The 19,526-nt window shown below is 65.3% G+C and carries 12 protein-coding genes; 10 read left to right on the top strand and 2 right to left on the bottom strand.

The genetic code is table 11. The features are described 5' to 3' along the window. The first annotated feature begins 390 nt into the window (after positions 1-390). The 6 genes from RX329_RS23400 (at position 391) to RX329_RS23375 (ending at position 11,584) form a co-directional block, all read left to right on the top strand. Complete coding sequence (locus RX329_RS23400; RefSeq protein WP_085385252.1) at positions 391-5,595, top strand: alpha-2-macroglobulin family protein; 5,205 nt, start codon at positions 391-393, stop codon at positions 5,593-5,595. A 95-nt stretch (positions 5,596-5,690) separates the two neighbouring features. Beyond that, positions 5,691-7,799, top strand: a complete 2,109-nt coding sequence (gene pbpC / locus RX329_RS23395) for a penicillin-binding protein 1C (RefSeq protein ID WP_085385251.1) — start codon at positions 5,691-5,693, stop codon at positions 7,797-7,799. Between the two features lie 50 nt (positions 7,800-7,849). Further along, positions 7,850-9,592: an ArnT family glycosyltransferase gene (locus tag RX329_RS23390; protein ID WP_026233442.1), complete on the top strand. Its 1,743-nt coding sequence runs from the start codon at positions 7,850-7,852 to the stop codon at positions 9,590-9,592. A gap of 1 nt (position 9,593) precedes the next feature. Then, positions 9,594-10,439 carry a phosphatase PAP2 family protein gene (locus tag RX329_RS23385; protein WP_085385250.1) on the top strand — a complete coding sequence of 282 codons (846 nt, stop codon included), beginning with the start codon at positions 9,594-9,596 and terminating at the stop codon, positions 10,437-10,439. 63 nt (positions 10,440-10,502) lie between these two features. After that, entirely contained in the window at positions 10,503-11,249 is a 747-nt protein-coding gene (locus tag RX329_RS23380) for a glycosyltransferase family 2 protein (RefSeq protein WP_018457785.1), read from the top strand. Next, positions 11,246-11,584 (top strand): lipid-A-disaccharide synthase N-terminal domain-containing protein, encoded by a 339-nt coding sequence (locus RX329_RS23375; RefSeq protein ID WP_007591223.1) that lies wholly within the window; start codon positions 11,246-11,248, stop codon positions 11,582-11,584. The genes RX329_RS23380 and RX329_RS23375 overlap by 4 nt, the downstream gene beginning before the upstream one ends. Before the next feature lie 6 nt (positions 11,585-11,590). Here RX329_RS23375 and RX329_RS23370 read toward each other — a convergent pair whose 3' ends face one another. Both RX329_RS23370 and metC read right to left on the bottom strand, forming a co-directional pair. Beyond that, on the bottom strand, positions 11,591-13,282 hold the full coding sequence (locus tag RX329_RS23370) for a Na/Pi cotransporter family protein (RefSeq protein WP_018457786.1): 1,692 nt from the start codon (positions 13,280-13,282) through the stop codon (positions 11,591-11,593). 133 nt (positions 13,283-13,415) lie between these two features. Beyond that, the gene (gene metC / locus RX329_RS23365; protein WP_018457787.1) at positions 13,416-14,600 is read right to left on the bottom strand and encodes a cystathionine beta-lyase; all 1,185 of its coding nucleotides are present in this window, start codon (positions 14,598-14,600) and stop codon (positions 13,416-13,418) included. A 395-nt stretch (positions 14,601-14,995) separates the two neighbouring features. Between metC and RX329_RS23360 the strand changes: the two genes are divergently transcribed. Genes RX329_RS23360 through RX329_RS23345 form a run of 4 tightly spaced genes read left to right on the top strand, consistent with a single transcriptional unit; the run spans position 14,996 to position 19,509 of the window. Next, positions 14,996-16,012, top strand: coding sequence for an amino acid ABC transporter substrate-binding protein (locus RX329_RS23360; protein WP_085385248.1), 1,017 nt, complete (start codon positions 14,996-14,998; stop codon positions 16,010-16,012). A 25-nt stretch (positions 16,013-16,037) separates the two neighbouring features. Beyond that, a complete protein-coding gene (locus RX329_RS23355; RefSeq protein WP_085385247.1) occupies positions 16,038-17,243 on the top strand; it encodes an amino acid ABC transporter permease in 1,206 nt (401 codons plus the stop codon). Then, a complete protein-coding gene (locus tag RX329_RS23350) occupies positions 17,240-18,760 on the top strand; it encodes an amino acid ABC transporter permease (protein ID WP_018457790.1) in 1,521 nt (506 codons plus the stop codon). Before RX329_RS23355 ends, RX329_RS23350 begins: the two co-directional genes overlap by 4 nt. 11 nt (positions 18,761-18,771) lie before the next feature. Beyond that, on the top strand, positions 18,772-19,509 hold the full coding sequence (locus RX329_RS23345) for an amino acid ABC transporter ATP-binding protein (RefSeq protein WP_018457791.1): 738 nt from the start codon (positions 18,772-18,774) through the stop codon (positions 19,507-19,509). Positions 19,510-19,526: the final 17 nt, after the last annotated feature.

Genomic DNA, 19,526 nt, shown 5'->3' with positions numbered 1-19,526 from the left:
CCTGGTTGGGGGCCGCTGTTCATCTACCATGCCATTATGAAAAATATCGTCTTTCGCCAAGCCTGAACCGAACCGTTTTCGTCGAAGCCGCGACAAAGCGGAACGGTGGGGTGTCAGGGTGCCGGGTTGAGCGGCAGCAGACTGGACGATGGATCACATCGCCGGGAATGCTGATCAGCTTCCGGGACACGGCCGCCGGACGACTGGTCGGATATTGCTGCGCCATCAGGACGGCGTGCGCGGCGGTAGCTTGATCGGTCTCCTCTGGGCGTGCCTTGTCATGGCGAATGCGACGGTTTGCACCTTTGGTTCCATCGCCTTGAGTCCGTCACCTTTCCGCGCATTTCATGCGACAAGCGGCGTTCGTCCGTGATTTCCGGGAGTCCATCCATGATCGGTCTTGTTCGCGCCGTCACACTCTGCGCCATGCTGGCGTTCGGCCTTAGCGTCGCGCAGGCCGCCGACAAAGCCTTCAAGCGGGACGACCTCGCCGATTCCGCGATCAAGCTGGAGGCGCAGATCAAGGGCGAGGCGGGGCCGGTCGCCAAGACCGGCGCGAGCTTGCGCACCGACGCCGATGCTGCCTTCCGGCGCAACGACTATCGCACCGGCCTGTCGGTGCTCGGCCAGATCGCGGCGACCACGCCGGAGGACGCCGGCAACTGGTTGCGGCTGGCAAAGGTCATCTTCCAGATATCGCCGAAGAGCTCGAGCGAGCAGACGTTCCTGCTGGAGCGCGCCTCGACCGCCGCCTACATCGCCTACCAGCGCGCCGGGAATGCGGGCGAGGAGGCCGACGCGCTCGCGGTGCTCGGCAAGTCTCTTTCCGAACGCAAGCTGTGGCGGCCGGCGCTGGATGCTCTGCGGCTGTCGCTCGACATGCGCGAGGTCGCCGACGTCCGCGGCCAATATGAGAAGATGCGCGACGAGCACGGTTTTCGGCTGCTCGACTACACCGTGGACTCGGACTCCGCCAGTCCGCGCGCCTGCTTCCAGTTCTCGGAGGAGTTGGCAAAACGCACCGATTTCGCGCCGTACCTCGCGCTGGCCGGCCAGGACAAGCCGGCCCTGTCGGCCGAGGCCAAGCAGCTCTGCGTCGACGGGCTGAAGCATGGCGAGCGCTACAACATCAATTTGCGCGCCGGCCTGCCGTCCACCGTGAAGGAAGGCCTTCCGAAATCGGCCGAGTTCAACGTCTATGTGCGCGACCGCAAGCCCTTCGTGCGCTTCACCGGCCGCGCCTATGTGCTGCCGAGGACGGGCCAGCGCGGCATTCCCGTCGTCAGCGTCAACACGCCAGCCGTCAACATCAACGTGTTCCGGATCGGCGACCGCAATTTGATCAACACGGTGGTCGACAGCGATTTCCAGAAGACCCTGTCGAAATACCAGCTCAGCGATCTCGGCGGCGAGCGCGGCGTGAAAGTCTGGACCGGCGAGCTTGCCACCGCGATGACGCTCAACCAGGACGTCACCACGGCATTCCCGGTCGACCAGGCGCTTGGTGAACTCCAGCCCGGCGTCTATGTGATGACGGCCGCGGCCAAGGGGCCGGGCTCGGACGACGACTATCAGCTCGCCACCCAATGGTTCATCGTCTCCGATCTCGGCGTCACGGCCTATTCCGGCAATGACGGCGTCCATGTCTTCGTGAATTCGCTGGCCTCGACCGATCCGGTCGGCAAAGCCGAGGTGCGGCTGGTCGCGCGCAACAACGAGATCCTGGCCACCCGCAAGACCGATGAGAGCGGCCATGTGCTGTTCGAGGCGGGGCTTGCGCGCGGCGAGGGCGGCCTGTCGCCGGCGATGCTCACCGTGACCGGCGAGAAGGCTGACTATGCCTTCCTCAGCCTCAAGTCCTCCGCCTTCGACCTGTCGGACCGCGGCGTTTCGGGCAGGGCCGTGCCTGCGGGCGCCGACGCTTTCGTCTATGCCGAGCGCGGCGTCTACCGCTCCAGCGAGACCGTCTATCTCACCGCGCTGTTGCGCGACGGGCAGGGCAACGCCGTCACCGGCGGGCCGATGACCCTGGTGATCGAGCGTCCTGATGGCGTCGAATTCCGCCGCGCCGTGCTGTCCGACCAGGGCGCGGGCGGGCGCACCTTGTCGGTGCCGCTCAACTCGGCCGTCCCGACCGGGACCTGGCGGGTGCGCGCCTTCACCGATCCGAAGGGCTCTTCGGTCGGCGAGACCACTTTCATGGTCGAGGACTACGTCCCCGATCGGATCGAATTCGACTTGTCTGCCAAGGACAAGCTGATCAAAGCTAACGCTCCAGTGGAGCTTAAGGCGGACGGTCATTTCCTCTATGGCGCGCCGGCCTCGGGGCTAGCGCTCGAAGGCGACATGCTGGTCGCGCCCGCGTCCGAGCGGCCGGGCTTCGCCGGCTACCAGTTCGGCGTCGCCGACGAGGAGACCACCTCGAACGAGCGCACGCCGCTGGAGAACCTGCCGGAAGCCGACGCCAACGGCGTTGCGACCTTCCCGGTCACGCTCGACAAGCAGCCGGCCTCGACGCGGCCGCAGGAGGCGCAGATCTTCGTCCGCATGGTCGAGACCGGCGGCCGCGCCGTCGAGCGCAAGATCGTGCTGCCGGTCGCGCCTGCTGCCGCGATGATCGGCATCAAGCCGCTATTCGGCGACAAGAACGTCGCCGAGGGCGACAAGGCCGAGTTCGATGTTGTGTTCGTCTCGCCCGAGGGTGAGAGGCTTCGCCGCGACGGCCTGCGCTACGAGCTCCTGAAGATGGAGTCGCGCTACCAATGGTATCGCCAGAGCAATTACTGGGAGTACGAGCCGGTCAAATCGACCTCGCGCGTCTCCGACGGCGACGTGACAGTTGCCGCGGACAAGCCGTCGCGGATTTCGCTGACCCCACAGCCCGGCCGCTACCGGTTGGACGTGAAGTCGAACGACGCCGACGGGCCCGTGACCTCGGTACAGTTCGACGTCGGCTGGTATTCCGACGGCAGCGCCGACACGCCGGACCTCCTGGAGACCTCGATCGACAAGCCGCAATACGCCTCGGGCGACACGATGACCGTGTCGGTCAACGTCCGCAGCGCCGGCAAACTGACGGTCAACGTGCTCGGCGATCGCCTGCTGACGACGCAGACCATCGACGTCAAGGAAGGCACCGCCCAGGTGAAGCTCCCGGTCGGCAAGGACTGGGGCACCGGCGCCTATGTTGTGGCAACGCTGCGCCGTCCGCTCGATGCGGCCGCGCAACGCATGCCGGGCCGGGCGATCGGACTCAAATGGTTCGGTATCGACAAGCAGACCCGTACATTGCAGGTGAAGCTGACGCCGCCGGCTCTGATCCGGCCGAATGGGCTGCTGAAGATCCCCGTCAAGCTCGACGGGCTCAATCCGGGCGAGGACGCCAAGATCGTGATCGCCGCGGTCGACGTCGGCATCCTCAACCTCACTAATTACAAGCCGCCGGCGCCAGACGACTATTATCTCGGCCAGCGCCGCCTGAGCGCGGAGATCCGCGATCTCTATGGGCAACTCATCGACGGCATGTCGGGCACGCGCGGGCAGATCAAGTCCGGCGGCGACGCCGGTGCCGCCGAGCTCCAGGGCTCGCCGCCCGCGCAAAAGCCGCTCGCGCTCTATTCGGGCATCGTCACCGTTGCCGCCGACGGCACGGCCGAAGTGAGCTTCGACGTTCCGGAGTTCGCCGGCACCGCGCGCGTGATGGCGGTGGCGTGGACCGCGACCAAGCTCGGTCGCGCCAACACGGACGTGGTGATCCGCGACCCTGTCGTGCTGACCACGACCTTGCCGCGCTTCCTGCTCAACGGCGACCACGGCACGGTCAATCTCGAGATCGACAATGTCGAGGGGCAGGCCGGCGATTACGTCATCAACGTGAAGACCGGCGGGCCAGTGAGAATGACCGGCAATCCCGCGACCACGGTCAAGCTTGCCGCCAAGCAGCGGAATTCGTTCACGCTCGCCATCGACGCGACGGCGGCGGGGCAGGCGACACTCGACGTCGACATCAAGGGGCCGAATGGCCTGGCGCTGGCGCGCCATTATGCGCTCGACGTCAAGGCGGCGACGCAAGTGCTGGCGCGGCGCTCGATCCGGACGCTGGCGAAGGGTGAGAGCCTGACGTTGACCTCGGATATGTTCGCCGATCTCGTGCCGGGCACCGCTAGCGTCTCGGTCTCGGCCAGCCTGTCCACTGCGCTCGATGCGGCGACGATCCTCAAAGCACTTGACCGCTATCCCTATGGCTGCTCGGAGCAGATCACCAGCCGCGCCATGCCGTTGCTCTATGTCAACGAGCTCGCGGCCGGTGCGCACCTGGCCATGGACACCGAGGTCGACCAGCGCATCCGCGACGCCATCGAGCGGCTGCTGGCCCGCCAGGGCTCGAACGGCTCGTTCGGGCTGTGGTCGGCAGGCGGTGACGATTCCTGGCTGGACGCGTATGTGACGGACTTCCTGACTCGCGCCCGCGAAAAGGGCTTTGTGGTGCCGGATGTGCTGTTCAAGACCGCGCTCGACCGCATCCGCAACTCGGTCGTCAACGGCAACGAGCCGGAGAAGGACGGCGGCCGCGATCTCGCCTACGGCCTCTATGTGCTGGCGCGCAACGGCGCGGCGCCGATCGGCGACCTCCGCTATCTCGCCGACACCAAGCTGAGCAACCTCGCCACTCCCATCGCGAAATCGCAGCTCGCCGCGGCGCTCGCGCTGGTCGGTGACCGCAACCGCGCGGAGCGGGTCTATGGCGCAGCCCTCGACAGTCTCGCCCCAAAGCCGGTGCTGGAGTTCGGCCGCACCGACTACGGCTCGCAGCTCCGCGATGCCGCAGCGCTGGTGTCGCTTGCCAGTGAAGGCAACGCGCCGAAGGCAACGCTGACGCAGGCGGTGTCGCGGGTCGAGACTGCGCGCGGGCTGACGCCCTACACCTCCACGCAGGAAAATGCGTGGCTGGTGCTGGCGGCGCGCGCGCTCGCCAAGGAGAACCTGTCGATGGAGGTGGACGGCCAGCCGGTCAAGACCGCGCTGTACCGCAGCTACAAGGCCGCCACTCTGGAAGGCAAGCCGCTGAAGATCACCAACACCGGAGACGCGCCGGTGCAGGCGGTGGTCTCGGTGTCGGGGTCGCCGGTGACGCCTGAGCCCGCGGCATCGAACGGCTTCAAGATCGAGCGCAGTTTCTTCACGCTCGACGGCAAGCCCGCCGATATCAGCAAGGTCAAGCAGAACGACCGCTTCGCCGTGGTGCTGAAGATCACCGAGGCCAAGCCCGAATACGGCCACATCATGGTGTCCGACTATCTGCCGGCCGGCCTGGAAATCGACAATCCAAAACTGGTGTCGTCGGGCGACAGCGGCACGCTGGGCTGGATCGAGGATGGCGAAGAGCCCGAAGATACCGAGTTCCGCGACGATCGTTTCACGGCTGCCGTCGATCGGGCCTCGGATTCCAAGGCGGTCTTCACGGTGGCCTACGTCGTGCGTGTGGTCTCACCCGGCAAATACGTGCTGCCGCAGGCCTATGTCGAGGACATGTACAATCCCTCGCGCTACGGCCGTACCGGGACCGGCACGGTCGAGGTGCGGGCGGCGAAGTGAGTGGTGATGGGATGAGCGACAAGGAGCCACATGCTCCGCCGTCATGCCCGGGCTTGTCCCGGGCATCCACGGACTTTGGTGCGAGAGGCAAGAACGTGGATGGCCGGGACAAGCCCGGCCATGACGGAGCAAGGGGCAGGGGCCCGCGTGTCCTCTCCGCGCTGGCATTCTCGCTCATCCTCACCATCGTCGGCGTCGTCGCGTGGGTTTACTCCCTCGGTCCGCTGCCTTTCGACGACGCCCGCCAGGTTTCCACCACCATCGTCGATCGGAATGGCAAGCTGCTGCGCGCCTATGCGATGGCGGATGGACGCTGGCGACTGCCGGTCGAGACAAAAACGAACGTCGATCCGACCTATCTGAAGCTGCTGCTCGCCTACGAGGACCAGCGCTTTTACGCACATGACGGCATCGACCCGGTGGCGCTGGGGCGCGCTGCGTTTCAGCTTGCGACGCGCGGCCACATCGTCTCGGGCGGCTCGACCATCTCGATGCAGCTCGCGCGGCTGATGGAGCCTCGGCGGCAGCGCTCGCTCCATGCAAAGCTGCGGCAGATCGTGCGTGCGATCGAGATCGAGCGCAGCTTGAGCAAGGAGCAGATCCTCGACCTCTATCTGGCGCTCGCGCCTTACGGCGGCAATCTCGAGGGCATTCGCGCTGCCTCGATCGCCTATCTCGGCAAGGAGCCGAAGCGGTTGTCGCTGGCTGAAGCCGCGTTGCTGGTCGCGCTGCCTCAATCGCCGGAGACCCGCAGGCTCGATCGCTATCCCGATGCGGCGCGCAAAGCACGTGACCGCGTGCTCGACCGCATGGTCGAGGAGCAACAGATCAGCCTCGACGATGCGAAGCAGGCGAAAGCCGTTCCTGTGCCGAAACTGCGCAAGCCGATGCCGATCCTGGCGCCGCACGCCTCCGATGCGGCGCTTGCGACGGTCAAAGACGCGCCAGTCATCAAGCTGACGCTCGATGCCACCCTCCAGAAGGTGCTGGAGCCGCTAGCGCGCGATCGTGCCATTGCGTTGGGGCCGAACATCTCGGTCGGCATCATCGTCGTCGACAATGAGAGCGGCGACGTGCTCGCGCGCGTCGGCTCGGCCGATTATTTCGACGAGCGCCGGGCAGGGCAGGTCGACATGACCCGCGCCATCCGCTCGCCGGGCTCGACGCTGAAACCCTTCATCTACGGGCTGGCCTTCGAGGACGGTTTTGTTCATCCGGACAGTCTGATCGACGATCGGCCCGTGCGCTTCGGCTCCTACGCGCCGGAAAATTTCGACATGACGTTTCAGGGCACGGTGCCGGTGAAGAAGGCGCTGCAGCTGTCGTTAAACGTGCCCGCGATCGTGCTGCTCGACCGCGTCGGCGCGAGCCGGCTGGCCTCGCGGCTGCGTCAGGCCGGTGGCAATCTGGTTCTGCCCAAAGACGAGGCGCCGGGACTTGCCATGGGCCTTGGCGGCGTCGGCGTGACGCTGCAGGACCTCGCCCAGCTCTATGCGGGCTTCGCCCGGCTCGGCACCACCAAGCCGCTGCGCGAGATCATGAGCGACGGGGACGAGCGCGAGCCGCTGCGGCTGCTCGATCAGGTCGCGGCCTGGCAAGTGGGCAATGTGCTGCTCGGTACCCCGCCGCCGGCGAACGCGGCTCATAACCGCATCGCTTTCAAGACCGGCACCTCCTACGGCTACCGCGATGCCTGGTCGATGGGCTTCGACGGGCGCATGACCATCGGGGTCTGGGTTGGCCGGCCCGACGGCGCGCCGGTTCCGGGCCTGACCGGTCGGGTTGCCGCCGCGCCGATCCTGTTCGACGCCTTCGCCCGCACCGGCAAGACGCTCCTGCCGTTGCCGAAGCCGCCGAAAGGAACTCTCGTGGCCAGCAACGCCAAGCTGCCATTGCCCTTGAGGCGGTTCCGCCCGGTCGGGGATCTGGTGCGGACCGGGGGCGAGCAGGCCCTGCACATCCAGTTTCCGCTGAACGGCTCGCGGATCGACGTCGATCGCTCAGGTGGCGAGGGGGGCGCAGCCATGCCGGTCAAAGTCGCCGGCGGTGTCCTGCCCATGACCGTCATGGTTAACGGAACGGCGCAGGGTGAGATCGACGGACGTCGTCAGCGGCTGATCGATCCGCCCGGTCCCGGCTTTGCGCGGCTGACCGTCATCGACGCCACGGGCGCCGCGGACACAGTTGTCATTCGAATTCAATGACCCTGCCTCAAGCGGTTGTGGCGATGGCGGTTTCAGCGTAAGCGGAACCGATGGCCGAGACCTACCCAACACCCCGTTTTGGAGCTCCCCGCGAGCCGAAATCCCCGGTGAATCCGGGCAGCCGGCTCGTGTCCATGTTCGACATCGCCACGGCCAGCCACGTCCGCGCGGTCGCCTTCCTGCTGCTGTGCGCGCTGCTGCTATTCCTGCCGGGCTTCTTTACGATTCCGCCGGTTGATCGCGACGAGGCGCGCTTTGCGCAGGCCACCAAGCAGATGGTCGAGAGCGGCGATTATGTCGACATCCGCTTCCAGGAAGACGTCCGCTACAAGAAGCCCGTCGGCATCTACTGGCTGCAATCGGCCGCGGTCGAGACGGCATCGGCGCTCGGTCTGCCGCGGGCCGAATTGCGCATCTGGGTCTATCGGCTTCCCTCGCTGATCGGCGCGATAGGCGCCGTGCTCATGACCTATTGGACGGCGCTCGGCTTCGTCACGCGGCGCGCCGCGGTGCTTGCAGCACTTCTGATGTGCGCCTCCGTGCTGCTCGGCGTCGAGGCGCGGCTTGCGAAGACCGACGCCATGCTGCTGTTCTGCGTGGTCGCCGCGATGGGCGCGATGGCACGGGCGTATCTGTCGTGGCAGCGCGCCGAGGACGAGACCCATCCGCCCTGGAGCTGGCCCGCGATCTTCTGGACGGCTCTCGCTGTCGGCATCCTGATCAAGGGCCCGCTGATCCTGATGTTCGCAGGCCTGACCATCATCGCGCTCGCGATCCAGGACCGCGATGCCTCCTGGCTGTGGAAGCTGCGCCCGCTCTGGGGCCTGATGTGGATGCTGGTGCTGGTGCTGCCCTGGTTCGTCGCGATCTTCTGGCGCGCGGGCGATGCCTTCTTCGCCGATTCCGTCGGCGGCGACATGTTGAGCAAGTTGGGCGCGCAGGAATCCCACGGCGCGCCGCCCGGACTGTATCTGGTGCTGTTCTGGATCACGTTCTGGCCCGGCGCGCCGCTCGCGGCGATGGCCGCGCCCGCGGTCTGGCGCGCGCGGCGCGAGCCCGGCGCGCAATTCCTGCTGGCCTGGCTGGTCCCGTCCTGGATCGTGTTCGAGGTGGTGCTGACCAAGCTGCCCCATTACGTGCTGCCGCTGTATCCTGCGATCGCGATCCTCACCGCGGGCGCGCTCGAGCGGCGGGTGCTGTCGTGGTCCTGGCTGATGCGCGGCTCGGCATGGTGGTTCGCAATCCCCGTGGGCGGCTCGATCATCGCGGTCGTCGGCGCGGTGATGCTGACGCGGCAGCCTGCTTTCGTGGCATGGCCGTTCATCGCGGCCTCGCTGATCTTTGGCCTGTTCGCCTGGTGGCTTCACGACAACAATCACGCCGAGCGCTCGCTGCTCAACGCGCTGGTCGCAGCCCTGATGCTCGCGCTAACGGTCTACGGCATCGTGCTGCCGTCGCTGACGCCGCTGTTTCCGAGCATCGAGATCGCACGCGCCCTTCGCAACGTCACCTGCGTGGGCCCGAAGGCGGCCGCGGCCGGCTATCACGAGCCGAGCCTGGTCTTTCTGACGGGTACGCAGACGCTGCTCACCGACGGTTCGGGTGCGGCGGATTTCCTGCGGCAGGGGAGCTGCCGTTTCGCGCTGATCGAGCAGCGTTCGGAGCGCGGCTTCGTGCAGCGCGCCGAGGCGATCGGGCTGCGCTACAAGGTTGGCACCCGCATCGACGGCTACAATTTCTCGCAAGGGCGCGCGATCTCGATCTCGATCTTCCGCTCGGAAGGCACCGAGTAGGATGTCGGCACCAACCGACATCTCGCCGCGCGCGAGCTATCCCGCACAATTGCTCACGCTCTCGGGGCGCGCCCTGGCACAGCTCGTGCGCACGCCCTCGCATTCGCGCCGCGCCGAGGCCGCGCGAAAGCTGGCGCGGCATTCGCTTTGGCTGAGTGCTGCAGGTGCAGCCCTGGTCATCGCGCTGATGGTCGTGTTCGACCTGACCGAGATCCAGCTGATGCCGCCGCGTGGCACGCCAGGCCTGTGGCCGATCCGCATCCTCACCGATTTCGGCAAGGACGAGTATGTGCTCTCGGTGCTCGGGGGTGTGCTGGTGGTGCTGGTGCTGGTTGCGGCGGGATTGCACGGCACAAGCCGCGCATTGCTGCTCGGCCTCGGCACGCGGCTGCAGTTCGTGTTTCTGTCTGTTGCCGTGCCGATATTCGTCGCCGAGATCCTGAAATATCTCATCGGCCGCGGACGTCCGTTTGTCGGCGGCAAGGCCAATCCCTTCAACTTCATCCCGTTCGAGGGGACCGGGGCCTATGCCAGCTTGCCGTCGGGGCATGCAGTGACGGCGTTCGCCCTGGCGTTTGCGGTCTCGGCGCTGTGGCCGCGCCTGCGCGTGTTCATGTTCACTTACGCGATCGTGATCCTGCTGACGCGACTGGTGCTGCTTGCGCACCACCCGAGTGACGTGGTGGCCGGCGCCCTGGTCGGCATGGTCGGCGCGATGGCGGTGCGCTACTGGTTCGCGGCCCGCAGGCTCGGCTTTGCCATCCGTGCCGACGGGACCATTGTGCCTCTTGCGGGGGCAGTCTCAGGCCGCCTCAAAAGGGTTGCCCACGGGGCATCCGCCCCATAAAAGCGGCTGCCTGCCGGGACCGCCGGTTCCCGAGCCAAGCCAATTCCAACCACGAGCTTCGATTTGTCGTCCCAGCCTTCGGTTTTCCAGCCCTCGGTTTCCATCGTCGTTCCCGTGCGCAACGAAGCCGACAACATCGTGCCGCTGATCGAGGAGATCGGCGCGGCGCTCGACGGCCGCTGGGCCTATGAGATCATCTACGTCAATGACGGTTCGACGGACGCGACCGGCGAACGGCTTGGCGCGGTCATGAAGCAGCGGGACAATCTGCGCCAGCTGCGCCATGCCAGATCAGGCGGCCAATCCGCGGCCGTGCGCAGCGGGGTGCGTGCGGCACGCGGCGCGATCGTGGCGACGCTCGACGGCGACGGCCAGAACAATCCGGCCTTCCTGCCGGACCTGATTTCGGCTGTCGAGAACGGAAGCAAGGTCGGACTTGCGGCTGGACAACGCGTCGGCCGCAAGGATACCGGCTTCAAGAAATTCCAGTCACGTGTCGCCAACGGCGTCCGCAACGCGATCCTGAAGGACGGTACGCGCGACACCGGCTGCGGCCTGAAGGCGTTCCGGCGCGAGGTGTTCCTGATGATGCCCTATTTCGACGGGCTGCACCGCTTCCTGCCGGCGCTGGTGCGCCGCGAGGGTTACGAGATCGCCTATGTCGACGTGATCGACCGTCCGCGCCGCTCCGGCGTGTCAAACTACGGTTTCTTCGACCGGCTGTGGATCGGGATCATGGATCTCGTGGGCGTCTGGTGGCTGATCCGCCGCAAGAAGCCGACGCCGGATGTGACTGAGGTGACGGCATGATCATCCAATACGGTCAGGCGCTGAGCAATTATTTCTACGATGTCTTCGTGGCCAAGTTCGACTTCTGGCTCGCGTTCGGCCTCGTCGCGCAGCTGTTCTTCACGGCACGCTTCCTGGTGCAGTGGATCGCGAGCGAGCGCGCCGGCAACAGCGTGGTGCCGATGGCGTTCTGGTTCTGCTCGATGGGCGGCGGGCTGATGACGCTGGTCTATGGCGTCGTCAAGCGCGAGCCTGTCATCATCCTCGGCCAGGCGCTCGCGACCATCATCTATATCCGTAACATCATGTTGATTGTGAAGAACCGCGGCCGCGCGTCAAAGACGCTGGAGCGCTGATCCAGGCTAGCGCGGCAACGCGGACGCCGCGCCCGGCGCGGGCAGGGCGGCGGTCTCCGCTTCGTGCCTGCGATGGGGCTCCCCGGCCGCGTCGAGCACGGGATAGGCGACCGAGCAGATATGCGAGTGGATGCGGCGCAGGTCCCGCAGCACGTCGAGATGCAGCGACGTGGTTTCGATTGTCTCGGGGCGGCCCTCGCGCAGGCGGTCGAGGTGGCGCTCGACGGCGGCAAGCTCGGTATTGCGCAGCGCAGTCTTCTCCACCAGCAGCTTGCGCGCCTCGTTGGCGTCGCCCGACATGAAGACGCCGAAGGCGATGCGCAGCGAATCCATCGTGCGCTTGTGGAAGGCGGCGAGCTCCTCGGCGCCCTCGGGCGAGAACTGGAAGCGACGCTTGATCTTCTTGGTCGCGAGCTCGCTCAGGCTCTTGTCGATGATATCGCCGATATGTTCCAGATTGATGGCGAAGGAGATGATCTCCATCGCGCGCCGGCCCTCGCTCTCGTCGAGGCTGCCGCGCATGAGTTTAGTCACGTAGAGCTTGATGGCTTCGTCGAGGCCGTCGACGATGTTGTCCATCTTCGAGACCTGGTCGACCAGCGCACGGTCGCCGCTCATCATCGCCGCCATCACCTTGCGCAGCATGATCTCGACGAGATCGCCCATGCGCAGGGTTTCGCGGCCGGCATCGGCCAGCGCCAGCGACGGCGACTCCAGCGCGGTTTCGTCGAGATAGCGCGGCCGGGCCGGATCGGCCTCCTGAACACGATCGGGCAGGAGCCGGGTCAACAGGCGCGACACGGTATCGAGCAGGCCGATGAAGATGATGGCCGTGCCGACGTTGAAGGCGATATGAAACGCCGCCGTCATCCTGGCGAGATCGGGCTGCCAGGCGTGCATGTGCTCGGCGATCGGGCCCAGGAAGGGCAGGACCAAGGCGATCCCGATCACGCGGTTGACGAGATTGCCCACCGGCAGGCGATAACTGGCGGGATCGTCACGCTTGGCGCCTTCGAATACGGGATTGATGGCGCTGCCGAGATTGGCGCCAAGCACCAGTGCGAGCGCCGCGTAAGGCGAGATGAACTGCGAATAGGCGAGCGACATGATCAGCAGCACGCTGGCGACGCTCGAATGCACCGCCCAGGTGACGAGCGCCGCGATCACGATGCACAGAACGGGATCGCCCGTGATGGAGGACATCACGATGCGGACGCCCGGCGCGTTCTCGGCCGGCGCCAGCGTGTCGAGCAGGATGTGCAGCGACAGCAGCATCAGCCCGAGGCCGATCAAGACACGGCCAACGTCCTTGATCCGTGAGCGTGGACCCACGCGGAAGGCGACCAGTCCGAGCACGAACAGGACCGGCGCGACGGCGGCGATGTTGAACGACAGCACCTGCACGATCAACGTCGTGCCGACATTGGCGCCGAGCATGATGGCGAGCGCGGTGACCAGGCTGAGCAAGCCCTCGGCTGCGAACGAACTCGTGAGCAGCGCGGTCGCGGTGCTGCTCTGGAGCAGGGCAGTAAGGCCGAGACCGGCGGCGAACGCGTTGAAGCGGTTACCAAGCGCCTTGCCGAGGAGCCGTCGCAAGTCCGGGCCAAAGGCGCGCAGAATCCCGCTGTGGACCATGTGCAGGCCCCACAGCAACAGCGCCACGCCGCCCATCAGATCGAGCAGTACCAACGTTCCCATGCTCCGTGTCCGGATTGGAGTCGATTGGTGAGGCTAGCGCCAAATGCTTGAGGTTCAAACCATTTGTTGGCGCGTCGGCGTTAACGTTTGCGGCTTCTGCACGTTCCCACGGCGTGATGCCTTGTGAGCAGGCTCACATTGCTGCCTTGAGGGCAGCGAAGCCGCGATCGAGGTCGGCCTTGAGGTCGTCGACGCTTTCGAGCCCGATATGCAGACGCAGCGTCGGGCCGCCCGGCGACCATGTCGTGGCGGTGCGATAGGCGTCGCAATCGAAGGGAATCGCCAAGCTCTCGAAGCCGCCCCAGGAAAAGCCCATGCCGAACAGTTTGAGCGTATCGAGCATGGTGTCGACCGCCTTCTGCGGCGCCGGCTTCAAGACGATGCTGAACAGGCCCGAAGCGCCGGTGAAGTCGCGCTTCCAGATCGCATGACCCGGATCGGTCTCGAGCCCCGGATGCAGCACGCGCGCGACCTCGGGACGGCTCGCAAGCCAGCGCGCCATGTCGAGCCCGGAGCGATGATGCTGCGCCAGCCGCACCGACAGCGTACGCAGGCCGCGCAGTGCCAGGAAGACGTCATCGGGACCGGCACAGACGCCGAGCAGGCGGATGCCTTCGGCGATCTGCGGCCATGCCCTGGCATTGGCCGAGATGGTGCCGAACATGATGTCGGAATGACCGCCGATATATTTGGTGGCGGCCTGCATGCTGATGTCGACGCCCTGTTCGAGCGAGCGGTGATAGAGCGGCGTCGCCCAGGTGTTGTCGTCGATGACGATCGCGCCGCGGGCATGCGCGACCTCGGCGATGGCGCGGATGTCTGGCATCTCGAACGACTGCGAGCCTGGCGCCTCGACCAGCACAGCGCTTGTGTTGGGCCTGAACAGCTTGTCGATGCCGGCGCCGATCATCGGATCGAAATAGGTGGTCTCGACGCCGTAGCGGGTGAGCATGCCGTTGCAGAAATTGCGCGAGGGCCGATAGACGTTATCGCAGACCAGGATGTGGTCGCCGGCCTTCAGCACCGAGAGCAGGGTGGTCGAGATCGCCGACAGACCCGACGGCACGATGCCGACGCCGGCGCATTGCGGCCCCTCTAGCGTCATCAGCGTCTCCTGGAACGCCTTGGTGGTGGGGGAACCATGGCGGCCATAGGTGAACTCGCCGCGATGGGCGTGCAGGTCCTCGGCGGTCGGATAGAGCACGGTCGAGCCGTGGAACACCGGAGGATTGACAAACCCCTTCTGCGCCTTGGTGTCGCGGCCGGAGGTGACCAGCCGGGTCTCGGCGTGCTGTTCGGAGGGGGGTGAAGAATCCATGCGTCTGCTTTCAAAAGCGCGTTTCCACCAGGCACGCTGCGCCCGCGGGCTGGCCGAAAGGCCGCTGTCGTTAATAACAGAACACAGAAGAGTCCCGTCAACCCCTTGACCCGGCAGGCCAGTCGTTCTGTTATCGCAGGTGCTATTCAGTCGCCGCATGTTGAGGGGCCTGCCGCGACCTTCGATCCATCGCCTGACCGGACCAAGCGCCACAGCCGTAACGGCGGGCGCCTGTCGGCGGGGATTAAGGCAGGGCTTCCCGGGATCGGCGGGTGATCGGCAAGGATTTCCAGCATGACTCTTGCAGGGCTGGTCTTGAGACGGCTAGCCCTGGCAGAGGCGATCGCAAAGACAACGTTCCTGACCTTGAGACGACTTTGAAAGGCCCAAAGCCCATGAAACGCGTAACCCTGGCTCTCTCTCTCGCCCTCGCCGCCGGCCTGTCTGCCCAAGCCGCCGATGCGCAAACGCTCAAGACCGTCAAGGACCGGGGCATGCTGTCCTGCGGTGTCAGTCAGGGTCTGCCCGGCTTCTCCTCGCCGGACGACAAGGGCAACTGGACCGGGCTTGATGTCGACGTCTGCCGCGCGATCGCCGGGGCGATCTTCAACGATCCGACCAAGGTCAAATACGTGCCGCTCTCCGCCAAGGACCGTTTCACGGCGCTGCAATCCGGCGAAGTCGACGTGCTGTCGCGCAACACCACCTGGACCATTTCGCGCGACACCTCGCTCGGCGCCAACTTCACCGGCGTGACCTATTATGACGGGCAGGGCTTCATGGTGAAGAAGTCGCTCAAGGTGAACTCGGCGCTCGAGCTCAACAGCGCGTCGGTCTGCGTCCAGACCGGCACCACGACCGAGCAGAATCTCGCCGACTACTTCAAGGCCAACAACATGAAGTACGAGGTGATCGCGTTCGGCACCAACGACGAAACGGTCAAGGCCTACGAGGCCGGGCGCTGCGACGTCTTCACCACCGACCAGTCGGGCCTGTACGCCAACCGCCTGAAGCTTGCCAATCCCGGCGATCACATGGTGCTCCCGGAAATCATCTCGAAGGAGCCGCTCGGTCCGATGGTGCGCCACGGCGACGACCAATGGTTCGACATCGTGAAATGGACGCTGTTTGCCATGATCACCGCCGAAGAGCTCGGCGTGACCGCGAAAAACGTCGACGAAAAGGCGAAAGGGGAAAATCCTGAACTGAAGCGCGTTCTGGGTACCGATGGCAATTTCGGTGAACAGCTCGGCATAAGCAAGGATTGGGTGGTGCGCATCGTGAAGGCCGTCGGCAATTACGGCGAAGTGTTCGATCGCAATGTCGGCGCAGGCTCGCCGCTCGGTATCAATCGGGGTCTCAACAATCTCTGGAACAAGGGCGGTCTCCAATACGCCCCGCCGATCCGCTGATCCCGCCTGACCCGCGCTCGCGGCGATGAGCATCGAGGCTCGCAAACCCCCGCCCCAGATCGCGCTGAAGATCAGGCGCGTGCTGGGGGGCAAGACAGGCTGGAACGGCATCGCCGTCCAGTTTGCCTTCGCTGCGATCCTGGGCTGGATTGCCTATGAAATCGTCTCCAACGCCCGCGCCAACCTCGAGAACCAGCATATTGCCGCCGGCTTCGGCTTCCTCGCGAACAACGCCGGTTTCGACGTCAATCAGACGCTGATCTCGTATACCGGCTCGGACACGTTCCTGCGCGTATTCCTGGTCGGGCTCCTCAACACGCTCGTGGTCTCGGTGGTGGGCATTGTGTTCGCCACCTTGATCGGCTTCATCGTCGCGCTGTGCCGGCTGTCGCCCAACTGGCTGCTCGCGCGCATTGGCGAAATCTATGTCGAGATCATCCGCAATTTGCCGCTGCTATTCCAGATCCTGTTCTGGTACCTGGCGGTGCTCGCGGCCTTGCCCAATCCACGACAGAGCATTTCGCTGCTCGGCATAGCTTTCGTCAGCAATCGCGGTCTCGTCATTCCCCGCCCGATCGGCGAGAGCGGCTTCGAGGCCTTTCTTGTGGTGCTGGCGCTCGGCATTGTGGCTTCGGTGGCGTTGCGCATCCGTGCGCGCCGGGCGCTGTTCCAGCGGGGTCAGGTGATCCGGATCTGGCCCTATGTGCTGGGCCTGCTGTTCGGACTGCCGCTCGTCACCATGCTGGTAGCGGGTCTGCCCTTCAGCTTCGAGCTGCCGCAGCTCAAGGGTTTCAATTTCGCCGGTGGCTCGCGGATCATCCCGGAGTTCGTGGCGCTCACGTTGGCCTTGTCGACCTATACGGCCGCCTTCATTGCCGAGATCGTGCGCGCGGGCATCCTCTCCGTCCACAGCGGACAGATGGAGGCGGGATCGTCGCTGGGCCTGAGCCGCGGCACGACGCTCCGCCTGGTCGTCGTGCCGCAGGCGATGCGTGTCATCGTTCCGCCGCTGACCAACCAGTACCTCAATCTCACCAAGAATTCGTCGCTGGCCGTCGCGATCGGCTATCCCGACCTCGTCTCCGTGTTCGCCGGCACGTCGCTGAGCCAGACCGGGCAGGCCATCGAGATCATCGCCATGACGATGGGCGTGTATCTCCTGATCTCGCTGATCACCAGCGCCGTCATGAGCGTCTACGGTTGGCGCGTCAGCCGGAGTCTCGGCGCATGAGCGATATCACCTCGTCCAGTTTCGTTCGCCGGGATCTTCTGGATGAGCGTCCCGCGCCGGTGAAGACCACGGGCTTCGTCGGCCTGGTGCGGACGCGCCTGTTCAACTCGCCGACCAACATCCTGCTCACGATCGTCGGCGCCTTGCTGCTCTGGTTCACCATCATTCCTTCCGTCAAATTCCTGATGGTCGATGCAGTCTGGACCGGCAAGGATCGCACGGCCTGCCTCGCCGAGAACGCCGGCTTTACGGTCGGCGCCTGCTGGCCCTACATCCAGGCCAAGCTGCCGCAACTGATCTACGGCTTCTACCCCGAAGCCGAACGCTGGCGGGTCAACCTCACGCTCGTGTTGTCAGTAGTCCTGTTGGTGCCGTTGCTCATTCCGCGACTGCCGTCGAAAGGATTGAACGCTGGCCTGTTCTTCCTTGCGTTTCCGGTGGTCGCATTCTTTCTGCTGCATGGCGGCGGCATCAAGGGATTTGGCCTGAGCTGGACCGCTGACCTGCTGCAATTGTTCGACGACAGCATCATCGGCGCTGGGCAGGCTCTGCTCGGTCTCGGCAAGACCTCCTCTGCCGCACCGCTGTTGTGGGTCGTCGGCAATGTCATCGTGCTCGTGGGTACCGCGATCTACTGGCTGATCTTTCCGCTGACCTGGCTGCGTGACCAGTTGCAGGGGACAGGCCAGTCGGTCTGGGCCGATTTCGCCATCACTGCCGCGATCGTCTCACTGATCGCCTTCGTTCTCGGCGGCGGCCTCCGCACCGGGGGGCGGGCCCTCACATCCAGCATCGTCACCTTCGCCGCCATCGCAATCGTGATCAAGCTGATGGGGCTTGATCACGGCGGACTGCCGATCGTGCAGACGAACCTGTGGGGCGGACTTCTGGTGACGCTGGTGGTCTCCGTCACCGGCATCGTCACCTCGCTGCCGATCGGCATTGCGCTGGCGCTTGGCCGCCGCTCGACCATTCCGTTGATCCGGATCTTCTCGATCGCCTTCATCGAGTTCTGGCGCGGCGTGCCGCTGATCACCGTGCTGTTCTTTGCCACCTACATGCTGCCGCTGTTTCTGCCGGGCAATTTCACGGTCGATGGTCTCGTGCGTGCGCTGATTGGAATCTCTCTGTTCACGGGCGCCTATCAGGCCGAGAACGTCCGCGGCGGGCTGGCTGCGATCCCGCGCGGGCAGGGCGAGGCGGCCGCGGCATTGGGGCTGTCCTGGTGGAAGACGACCTCGCTGATCGTGCTGCCGCAGGCGCTACGCCACGTCATTCCGAACCTCGTCAACAGCTTCATCTCGCTGTTCAAGGACACTTCGCTGGTCTCGATCGTGGCGCTGTTCGATCTCCTCGGCTCGCTGCGGGCGTCGTTCTCGGATCCGAAATGGTCGTCGCCATCGACCGCTTTCACAGGGTTCGCCTTCGCCGGGATCATCTACTTCATCTTCTGCTTTGGAATGTCACGCTACTCGCTCTTCGTTGAGCACCGCCTCAACGCTCACCGCCGCAACTGATCGAGGTCACCATGTCCGACCCCATCGTCAAGATTTCCGGCCTGAACAAATGGTACGGCGAGTTTCACGTGCTGCGCGACATCGACCTTACGGTCGAGAAGGGCGAGCGCATCGTGATCTGCGGCCCCTCCGGCTCGGGCAAGTCGACGCTGATCCGCTGTATCAACGCGCTCGAGGAGTTTCAGGAAGGCGAGATCGTCGTTGACGGCATCGAGCTCGGGCCGAACCTCAAGCACGTCGATGCGGTGCGGCGCGAAGTCGGCATGGTGTTCCAGAGCTTCAACCTGTTTCCGCACCTGTCCGTGCTGGACAATTGCACGCTGGCGCCGATCTGGGTGCGCAACATCCCCAAGAAGGACGCCGAGGCTGCGGCGATGAAGTTTCTGGAGCGGGTCAAGATCCCGCACCAGGCCAACAAGTTTCCGGGACAGATGTCCGGCGGTCAGCAGCAGCGCGTCGCGATCGCCCGCGCGCTGACGATGAACCCGAAGGTGATGCTGTTCGACGAGCCGACCTCGGCGCTCGACCCCGAAATGGTCAAGGAGGTGCTGGACACCATGGTCGACCTTGCCGAGGAGGGCATGACCATGCTGGTGGTCACCCACGAGATGGGCTTTGCCCGCGAGGTCGCCAACCGCGTGGTGTTCATGGACGCGGGCCAGATCATCGAAGCCAACACGCCCAACGAGTTCTTCGCGGCCCCACAGCACGCCCGAACAAAACTGTTCCTGAGCCAGATCCTGCGCTGAGCACCTGCAATCCGGTG

Source organism: Bradyrhizobium sp. BWC-3-1 (genome assembly GCF_032917965.1).
Taxonomy (GTDB): domain Bacteria; phylum Pseudomonadota; class Alphaproteobacteria; order Rhizobiales; family Xanthobacteraceae; genus Bradyrhizobium; species Bradyrhizobium canariense_D.
The sequence above is the reverse complement of the archived record's forward strand: the minus strand, read 5'-3'. Positions and strand labels throughout refer to the sequence as shown.

Bases quoted from the DNA above. Each gene is read 5' to 3' on its own strand.
- RX329_RS23360 (WP_085385248.1), top strand. From the start codon at position 14,996: ATGAAACGCGTAACCCTGGCTCTCTCTCTCGCCCTCGCCGCCGGCCTG.
- metC (WP_018457787.1), bottom strand. From the start codon at position 14,600: ATGGATTCTTCACCCCCCTCCGAACAGCACGCCGAGACCCGGCTGGTC.
- RX329_RS23400 (WP_085385252.1), top strand. From the start codon at position 391: ATGATCGGTCTTGTTCGCGCCGTCACACTCTGCGCCATGCTGGCGTTC.
- RX329_RS23355 (WP_085385247.1), top strand. From the start codon at position 16,038: ATGAGCATCGAGGCTCGCAAACCCCCGCCCCAGATCGCGCTGAAGATC.
- RX329_RS23350 (WP_018457790.1), top strand. From the start codon at position 17,240: ATGAGCGATATCACCTCGTCCAGTTTCGTTCGCCGGGATCTTCTGGAT.
- RX329_RS23390 (WP_026233442.1), top strand. From the start codon at position 7,850: ATGGCCGAGACCTACCCAACACCCCGTTTTGGAGCTCCCCGCGAGCCG.
- RX329_RS23370 (WP_018457786.1), bottom strand. From the start codon at position 13,282: ATGGGAACGTTGGTACTGCTCGATCTGATGGGCGGCGTGGCGCTGTTG.
- RX329_RS23375 (WP_007591223.1), top strand. From the start codon at position 11,246: ATGATCATCCAATACGGTCAGGCGCTGAGCAATTATTTCTACGATGTC.
- RX329_RS23345 (WP_018457791.1), top strand. From the start codon at position 18,772: ATGTCCGACCCCATCGTCAAGATTTCCGGCCTGAACAAATGGTACGGC.
- RX329_RS23385 (WP_085385250.1), top strand. From the start codon at position 9,594: ATGTCGGCACCAACCGACATCTCGCCGCGCGCGAGCTATCCCGCACAA.